An 8,379-nucleotide genomic window follows, 5' to 3' on the forward strand; every position below is an offset into this window, starting at 1 on the left:
CCTCGCCGAACTCCTGCCGGACGGTCTGGATGATGTCGTCGGCGTGGCTGTCGGTCTTGGCGAAGATCAAGGTTTTCGGCAGTTCCTTGCGGCCCGGGAAGATCTCGGGCCACTTGTCGCGGAAGGCGCGGATCACGGTGCGGATCTGGTCGAAGTTGACGACCGAGCGGTCGAGCTGGGTGGCGGCGTAGGCCTCCTCCTCGTCCAGCGTTTCCCACCGCTTGGCGCGGGTCTCGCGCTCGCGCCGCTCGACGACCTGCTGGGCGCGCAGGGTCTCGCCGGCCTGGGTGACCTGGGTGTCGATCAGATAGACCTCGTTGCCGACATTGACCTTGTCGGCGACGGCCTTCTCATGGGTGTATTCGCTCACGACGTTCTTCTGGAAGAAGCCGTAGGTTCGGGCGTCGGGCGTGGCGGTCAGGCCGATCAGGTAGGCGTCGAAATACTCGATGACCTGCCGCCACAGGTTATAGATCGAACGGTGGCATTCATCGATGATGACGACGTCGAAGAACTCGGGCGGCAGACGAGGATTGTAGACCACGGGCAGCGGCTCGCGGCGCTGCCAGGTGCGCTCGGCCGGGTTCTCTTCTTCGGCCGCGTCGTCCATGGGCTCGCCCTTGAGGGTCGCGTACATCCGCTGGATCGTCGAGATCACGACCTGGCTGTCGCCGGCGATGTAGGGTGATGTGAGGCGCTGGACGTTGTAGAGTTCGGTGAACTTGCGGTTGTCGTCGTTGGGCAGGAAGGCCATGAACTCCTGCTCGGCCTGCTCCCCGAGGTTCTTGGTGTCGACGAGGAACAGGATGCGCCGGGCACCGGCGTGCTTCAGCAGCCGGTAGACTTGCGTGATGGCCGTGAAGGTCTTGCCCGAACCGGTCGCCATTTGCACCAGTGCCCGTGGCCTGTCGGCCTTCAGCGAGGCTTCGAGCCGGTTGATCGCGGTGATCTGGCAGTCGCGCAGGCCGTCGGTGTTGAGGGGCGGCAGCGCCTCGATCCCCGCGCGGAACGACCGTGGGGCTTGCGCCCTGGCCTTGAGGGTTTCGGGGCGGTGAAAGGTGAAGACCTCGCGCGACCGAGGCCGCGGGTCGCGCGAGTTGGTGAAGCGCGTGATCTGGCCGGTGCTTTCGTAGACGAACGGCAACGGCGTTGCGTTCGAAACCCATTTCAACTTGGCCTTGGCGTAGCCCTCCGATTGCTCCTCGACCGATGTCAGCCGGGCACCCCAGCTGTCCGGCTTGGCCTCGACAACACCAACCGCCTGACGATCGGCGAACAGGACGTAGTCGGCCGGGCCGATATCCGTCTGATACTCACGGACGGCCACACCGAGGCCCGCGCTGAAGTCTAAGGCGTCCTTGTGCTGGACGGTCCAACCAGCAGCCTGCAGGCGGCCGTCGATCCGGTCGCGCGCGATCTGTTCGGGCGTCTGGTTTTCGGTTGGCGGCAAGCAGTCAGTCCTCTGAAGGGCGTATCGACCCATCATGGAACGTCGGCGCTTGAAGCGCAATCAGGAGGCGTGGAGTGTCATCACGAAAACAAGAATTCTGACCACACGCAATTCATTCCAGAGGAATTCACCGTCAAAACTAAATTCCATTCTACTCCGCAATTCTCTCAGCCGATATTTCTTTCGCCAGCGTCGTCCCCTTCGCCAGTCTCCGCCCCAGTGTCTCGACGAAGCCATTGTACCGCTCCTTGCCCTTGGCCTGCGCCGCCTCGCGCAGGTCGTCGGGTATTGGCGGGGTGGTGGTCAGCCAGAAGCGGATGAAGAGGGCCAGTGCCTCGCCGGAGATTTCCTGGTCGCGTTCGAGGCGTTCGAGGGCGCGGGTCATGCGGTCGAGGCGGCGGGTGATTGCGGCTTCGCGCTGGTCAGCGTCGTCGGGGGTGAGGAAGGACGCAAGGGCGGCCTCGACGATGTGGGTCTTCGGCACCCGGCGGCTGGTGGCCATGGCCTCGAGCCGGTCGAAGATGTCGGGGTCGAAATAGGCGTTCAGGCGCACCTTGGGCATCGGGGTGGCTCCTACAGGTCCATGCCGTCGTCGGGGTCCATCGCGGCCTGGCGGGCGACGGTGCGGAAGCGGTTGCGCAGCGCCCGGGCGCGAGCGGCATCGGCATCGCTGTCGTCGTCCAGGTTCGGGAAGTCCGGCTCCGGGGGCACACGCTGCGGGGCAACGTCCTCTTGCTCGGCCAGTTCCGGGGCGCGGCGGAGGCCGCCATCTTCCTCCCCCGCGCCACCCGCAGCCGTAGCCTGCGCCGGAGCTTCGATCGGGGCCAGTTGGCTCCAGTCGTCGGTCGGCAGACGCCCCTGCCGCATCGTCGCAGCCGCATCCGGCGGCGCGATCACCCGGGCCTTCAGCTGGGCGTCCAGGAAGTACCGCACCTTTCGCGCCCGGACCGGCGGGGCGCCGGAGACCAGGACGATCTCGTCGTCGGGCGGCAGCTGCATGATCTCGCCCGGGGTGAGCAGCGCGCGCGCCGTCTCCTGGCGCGAGACCATCAGGTGCCCGAGCCAGGGCGACAGGCGGTGCCCGGCGTAGTTCTTCATGGCGCGCAGCTCGGTCGTGGTGCCGAGCGCGTCCGACAGGCGCTTGGCCGTGCGCTCGTCATTCGTCGCGAAGGCGACGCGGACATGGCAGTTGTCGAGGATGGCGTTGTTCTGGCCATAGGCCTTCTCGATCTGGTTCAGCGACTGGGCGATCAGAAAGGCCTTGAGGCCATAGCCCGCCATGAAGGCGAGCTGGCTCTCGAAGAAGTCGAGCCGCCCCAGCGCCGGGAACTCGTCGAGAAGGAACAGCAGACGATGGCGCCCCGTGGTGGCCTCCAGATCCTCGGTGAGGCGGCGGCCGATCTGGTTGAGGATCAGCCGGACCAGCGGCTTGGTGCGCGAGATATCCGAGGGCGGCACGACGAGGTGCAGCGTCACCGGGCGCGGCCCCGCGACCAGATCGGCGATGCGCCAGTCGCAGCGGCCGGTGGCAGCGGCGACCACCGGGTCGCGGTAGAGGCTGAGGAAGGAGAGTGCGGTCGACAGCACGCCCGAGCGTTCGTTCTCGGATTTGTTCAGGAGTTCCTGCGCGGCCTGGGCCACCACCGGATGCGGCCGGTCGCCCAGATGCACCGTGTGCTTCATCGCCGTAAGTGTCGACGTGATCGTCCGGCGTGGGTCGGAGAGGAAGGTCGCAACGCCTGCCAGCGACTTGTCGCGCTCGGCATAGAGGACGTGCAGGATCGCGCCGACCAGCAACGAATGGCTGGTCTTCTCCCAATGATTGCGCCGTTCAAGCTGGCCTTCGGGGTCGACGAGGATGTCGGCGATGTTCTGGACGTCGCGCACCTCGCGCGCGCCGCGCCGGACCTCGAGGAGCGGGTTGTAGGCCGCGCTCGCCGCGTCGGTCGGATCGAAGCGCAGCACCGGGCCGATGCGGGCGCGCCAGCCCGCGGTCAGCTGCCAGTTCTCGCCCTTTATGTCGTGGACGATGGCCGAGCCGGGCCAGGTCAGCAGGCTCGGGATCACGAGGCCCACGCCCTTGCCCGACCGGGTCGGCGCGAAGCAGAGCACATGCTCGGGCCCGTCATGGCGCAGATAGCGCCGGTCCAGCCGTCCGAGGACAACGCCGTCCTCGCTGAAGAGCCCGGCCGCAGCCGCATCGGCGGGCGTCGCCCAGCGGGCCGAGCCGTAGGTGGTGACGTCATGCGCCTCGCGCGCACGCAGGACAGACAGGAGGATGGCGACGAGGATCGCCGCGAGTCCGCCGGCAGCCGCGATCACCGCGCCCTCGACGAAGACGGCCGGCGCATAGGCGTCGTACCAGTACCACCAGACGAAGAAGTCCCAGGGGCGGTAGACCGGCCAGCCGAAGATGTCGGTCAGGGGGGACCCGAGCGCGGGCTGGTGGCCGAGGCGGAAGGCCACCCATTGCGTCGCGACCCAGAGGAAGACGAGGACCACGAGGCTGACGATCAGGATCTGGCCCCAGAGTATGGCGGTGGCGGGAGAGGGATCGGGCCGTGTCCGGTTCATGGGCATTCCTTCCGGTCAGAGGCTGAGGCCGCGACGGCGGCCAAGGGTCCAGTCGATGCCGCCGCCCGCGCCGACCATGCCGCTGACGGACTGCCCGAGGTGGCGGTCGAGCTGCGGCACCCAGGGCACGAGGGAGAAGCCCAGCCCGTCATCGATCATGGCGAAGCGGCCCGAGGCGAGATCGAGGCGGCGGCGGTAGGTGCCTTCGACCGGATCGCCCTCCTGCGGCTTGAGGCGCCTGAGACCGGTGTCGGCGGAAATCCGGGTGGCAGCGCTGTCGATCTCGCGGGCACGCAGGGTGGCGAGGAGGTCGCGGGCGAAGACCACGCGGTTGCCCTGCCGCCGCGCCAGCCCAGCGGCGACCAGCCGCTCGGCGCGCTGGTCGAGCGCCTCGCGCACCTCTGCCCCGAAGCCCGATCCGCTGAGGGGCACGCGGTCGCGCGCAAGCTGCAGCCGGTCGAGCCAGGTTGCGCCCTCCGCGCCGACCTGCGCGGCGAGATCGAGATCGGAGCGACCGACGAGGGCGAGCCGCGCCCGCCCACTGTCCTTCGGGGCCCAGAGCCGCGTCTCGACGATCCCGCCCGGCACGGTGTCGCCGGTCGCCTCGATGTCCGGAAACCGCAGGTGATGGACGCGCCCATCGACGCCGTCGATAATCACGTAGGCCGTGCCGTGGTGATCGTCCTGCAGCCCGCGCGCGACGAGCCGCCCGATAACCGGCGCGGCGGGCGTGCCCTCGATCACGAAGTCCGAGGCCGGGCGCTCCGGCCCGCCGGCCATGGCGCGGTGCATGGTCTTGATGATGTCACCGCGCATCCCGAGGTCGCGCAGGGTTGCCTCGGCGCCTGGCTTCAGCTCCCAGACCGCGGGCAGGACCGGCAGGGCGAGGCCGAGCCGCTCGAGCTTCTGGGCGCGACCGATCATCAGGCGGCGCAGCTCGGGGTCGCAGGGCTCGGGTGTGCCGCGCCGCAGGTCGAGGACGCCGGCGTGGTCATCGGCGAGCGCGCGCATGTAGCGGTCGAGATCGGTCCAGCGCTCGGCGCCGACCTGGCGCGCCAGGTCGGTGGCGATCTCGCGCGCGCTGCGAGGACCGAGTTCCAGCCCGACCAGTTCCTCGGCCCGGGCGCGCAGCCCGTGGGCGATGTAGTCGCGCGAGATGACGAGGTCGCGGCCATCCCCGGCCTTGCCGCGCACCAAGATGTGGACATGCGGGTTGTCCGTGTTCCAGTGATCGACCGCGGTCCAGTCGAGCCGGGTGCCGAGGTCGCGTTCGGCGCGGGCCATCAGGTCGCGGGTGAAGGCGCGCAGGTCCTCGAGCCGGTGGGCATCCTCGGGCGAGACGATGAAGCGGAAGTGGTGGCGGTCGTCGGCGCAGGCGTCCGCGAAGGCGCGGGGGTCGAGGGCGTCACCCTCGCGACCGAAGAGATCGGCCTCCCGCCCGTCCTGGCCGACGCCGTCGCGCTGCAGATAGCCGATGTGCCGGGCGAGCGGGGCCGAGCGGTATCGCGTCCCGGCATGCCGGACCACGCGGGCCTTGACGACAACGCGGCGCGCCGCGCGGGTGAGGCTGGCGGCGCTGCGGGCGAAGCGGCCGCGCCCGATGGTGGTGCCGCGCCCGGCATTGCCGAAGCGGGACCCCGTGTGCCCGGCCTTGCGGGCCGCGCGCAGCACCTCGCCGACGAAGCGGGTGGCGCGACGGCCCGAGGGGCCATGGTCGCGGATACGGCCGGGGCGTGGGCGCAGGTCGTCGGTGCCGCGGGTCATGGCATCACCTCGCGGCCCCATGCGTCGGCACGGTAAAATACACTCGTGATCAGAGGCTTGCCGGAACTGCGAGCACGGCAGCCCCCCGTCTGGCACGGTGAAACCGGCCAGACGACAACCGCATGCCTGGCCACCGTGCCAGGCCTTTTATCTGGCGATGCTTCCCGTTGGTTCTGCGCCGATCTGCTGCCTTCCGCCAGCGCCACGTCATCACAGGCCGAACCGCGCCAGAGTGCGAAACCGGCGCTCATGGCGTCCTCCGGGTCTGGAGCGGCACGAAGAGGCCAGGAAATGCCGGTGGAACTTCACCCGAAGGCGATGACTCCGCATCCGCAGAACGCGCAGGCGCACCACCCGCGAAGAGCGGAGAATCGCGCCAGTCGGCCGTTACTGTGCGCGGCTGCGGCGGGTTCGGAGTCGGTGCTTCCCCGGTGATGATCGGCGCGAGGGCCGCGAGATAATCGCGGGTCTCGCGCGGCAACTGTCTGCCCGTAGCGAGGTGCTCGGCATAGCGGCCGGGGCCTGCGTTGTAAGCGGCGAGGAAGCCCGGCGAGCCGAACCGGTCGTACATCGCGCGCAGATAGGCGGTGCCCGCGAGGATGTTGTCGCGCGGATCGAACGGGTCGGAGCCGAGGCCATGGGCGGCCCGCAACTCCGCCCAGGTGCCGGGCATGACCTGCATCAGCCCCATGGCCCCGGCGCGACTGACCGCGCGCGGATCGCCCGCGCTTTCGACGGCGATGACGGCCCGGATCCAGTGCGGCGGCAGGCCGAAGCTATGCGCGGCTTCGGCGATATGGCGGTCGATATCGGGGACAGTGGACGCGGTCGGAGTGCCATCAGGCGACTGCGCAAGGATCGGTGCGGCTGCGGAGAGTGCGCCCACGATCAGCACCGCTGCTGCAGTGCCGATGCAGGGCAAGCGCGGGAAGATGGGTAACGCTCGGCGCATCGCGTCACCCTCCCCATGTCCGGATCGGGCGCGCCCGGGCGACTATGGTTGCTGCGTCGGTAGGGCCGAAATAACGGCCATCGAGGCTGTCCGGTGTCTCGGCCAGCAGGAGGAACAGCTGGTGCTCGGCCAGCGCTACGCAACCGTCCCATGCGGGCATCGGACGGCCGTGGCTGTCGGTCTCCATGGCCGTCGCGACAGTGTTGCCGTCGATCACGACCACGCTGCCGACGCGACAAACTTCGGCGCCCGGCAGCGCGGCAACGCGCTTCACTAGCAGGGTTGCCTGTGCGAGGTATCTGCGCTCGGCGACCCATTCGGCGTGTTCGGGCGGCAGCGCGACGGCGACCAGATCGCCGAGGTCCAGCGGACCCGGGGGAGCCAAGGCGTACAGACCGATCGGCAGGCTGGCGGACGCGTTCCAGAGGATGCGCGGCGGCCGGTCGGACAGCGCTGCGGCGATGAGCGCGATACCCGCGCCCGCGCCGAGAAGGGGCAAAACCGCGCCGTTCATGACGTCAGTCCGCGGCGCTTGAGCCAGGCGGCATGCCGCGCCGGCGTGTAGACGCGGGGCGTAAGCCCGGCGGTCAGGCGGTTGTGGACATGCCGCCAGTGGTCGGGGCAGACGTCCTCGGGGGCGATGGCGTAGCTTTCCACCTGTGCGATGGCTGCAAACGCAGCCTCGACCTTCGGCCAGCCGGACAGGCGCAGCAGAACCTCGCCCCCCGGCGTCACGAAAGGCACCGTCGTGCAGGGCGCACCGGGGACGACGGCGCGCAGGATGTCGATCCGGCTTTCGACCGTGCCGAAGTCGTTCGACGCCCAGCGGACCAGCGCGAAGACCGCGCCGGGATCGAAGGACACGCGCCGGTCGCGCCGCGTGAGGATCACGTCCTCGGCGATCCGGCCGAAACGGATCCAGCGCTCGATGCGGCCCTCATCCCATGTCAGGTCGACCGTGGTGCGCATGGCCTCAGCGTTCCGGACGCAGATAGGCGGGCGCGAGGGCCGCATGGCGCTTGGCGGGTGGCAGGGTCTCGCCCTGCCCGTCCGAGGTCGAGGTCTTGGTCCCGCGCGCGACCCAGGCCTGCAGGTCCTCGAGCGCATAGACGACCCGCCCCCCGATCTTGGAATAGCGCGGGCCGGTGCCATAGGTGCGGTGCTTCTCCAGCGTGCGGCCGGAAAGGCCGAGGAAGCGCGCCGCCTCGGGGGTGCGCAGATAGCGCGGCGGCAGGGCGGGGTTGGGATCGGGCATGGCAAAGGGCCTCCGGAAGTTCTGGCCCGTCGCGGGGATGCGGCGGACTACCGGGGGCCAGTGAAGCGAAGACCGGGGCGAAGGCGGGATGACGAAGATCGATCCCGAAAATCGTCACCCCCTGCGAGGGACGCCTCGGGCGGCATGGGATCGGCGTTGGCGTGGGGGATCAGTCGCCGCGCTTGCCGCGGCCGGTGGGCTTATGGCCAAGAAGAAGAGCACGATAGCCGTGTTCGGTGAGGTGGCGGCCATGGGCGATCAGGCGCGTGACCTGGGCCTTCAGCGGGCTCGTCTTCCAGTGCTCGCCGCGGACACGCTCCGCGCCGTAGAGATGCTCGGCGATGGTGCGCAGGACCGCCTGCGCCTCGCGCGCATCCAGCGCGC

At 69.5% G+C, this 8,379-nt stretch carries 9 protein-coding genes; all 9 read right to left on the reverse strand.

Annotated elements, in window-relative coordinates:
* The coding region (locus V7050_RS15300) for a DEAD/DEAH box helicase family protein (protein WP_324410767.1) at nucleotides 1–1,450 on the reverse strand (1,450 nt) is incomplete at its 3' end.
* Between the two features lie 151 nt (nucleotides 1,451–1,601).
* Nucleotides 1,602–2,012, reverse strand: coding sequence for a CopG family transcriptional regulator (locus V7050_RS15305; RefSeq protein ID WP_324410769.1), 411 nt, complete (start codon nucleotides 2,010–2,012; stop codon nucleotides 1,602–1,604).
* 11 nt (nucleotides 2,013–2,023) lie between these two features.
* Nucleotides 2,024–4,024, reverse strand: coding sequence for a conjugal transfer protein TraG (locus V7050_RS15310; RefSeq protein ID WP_324410771.1), 2,001 nt, complete (start codon nucleotides 4,022–4,024; stop codon nucleotides 2,024–2,026).
* 15 nt (nucleotides 4,025–4,039) lie between these two features.
* On the reverse strand, nucleotides 4,040–5,788 hold the full coding sequence (locus V7050_RS15315) for a relaxase/mobilization nuclease domain-containing protein (protein ID WP_324410773.1): 1,749 nt from the start codon (nucleotides 5,786–5,788) through the stop codon (nucleotides 4,040–4,042).
* A 247-nt stretch (nucleotides 5,789–6,035) separates the two neighbouring features.
* Nucleotides 6,036–6,740 carry a lytic transglycosylase domain-containing protein gene (locus V7050_RS15320; RefSeq protein ID WP_324410775.1) on the reverse strand — a complete coding sequence of 235 codons (705 nt, stop codon included), beginning with the start codon at nucleotides 6,738–6,740 and terminating at the stop codon, nucleotides 6,036–6,038.
* 4 nt (nucleotides 6,741–6,744) lie between these two features.
* The gene (locus tag V7050_RS15325; protein WP_324410777.1) at nucleotides 6,745–7,254 is read right to left on the reverse strand and encodes a S26 family signal peptidase; all 510 of its coding nucleotides are present in this window, start codon (nucleotides 7,252–7,254) and stop codon (nucleotides 6,745–6,747) included.
* Entirely contained in the window at nucleotides 7,251–7,709 is a 459-nt protein-coding gene (locus V7050_RS15330) for a DUF2840 domain-containing protein (RefSeq protein ID WP_324410779.1), read from the reverse strand. Before V7050_RS15330 ends, V7050_RS15325 begins: the two co-directional genes overlap by 4 nt.
* Nucleotides 7,710–7,713: 4 nt before the next feature.
* Nucleotides 7,714–7,995, reverse strand: a complete 282-nt coding sequence (locus V7050_RS15335; RefSeq protein WP_324410781.1) for a helix-turn-helix transcriptional regulator — start codon at nucleotides 7,993–7,995, stop codon at nucleotides 7,714–7,716.
* 169 nt (nucleotides 7,996–8,164) lie between these two features.
* On the reverse strand, nucleotides 8,165–8,379 hold a 215-nt coding region (locus V7050_RS15340; RefSeq protein ID WP_324410783.1), incomplete at its 5' end, for a DUF2285 domain-containing protein.

Origin of the sequence: Amaricoccus sp., from assembly GCF_036846665.1 — a bacterium.
Lineage (GTDB): Bacteria > Pseudomonadota > Alphaproteobacteria > Rhodobacterales > Rhodobacteraceae > Amaricoccus.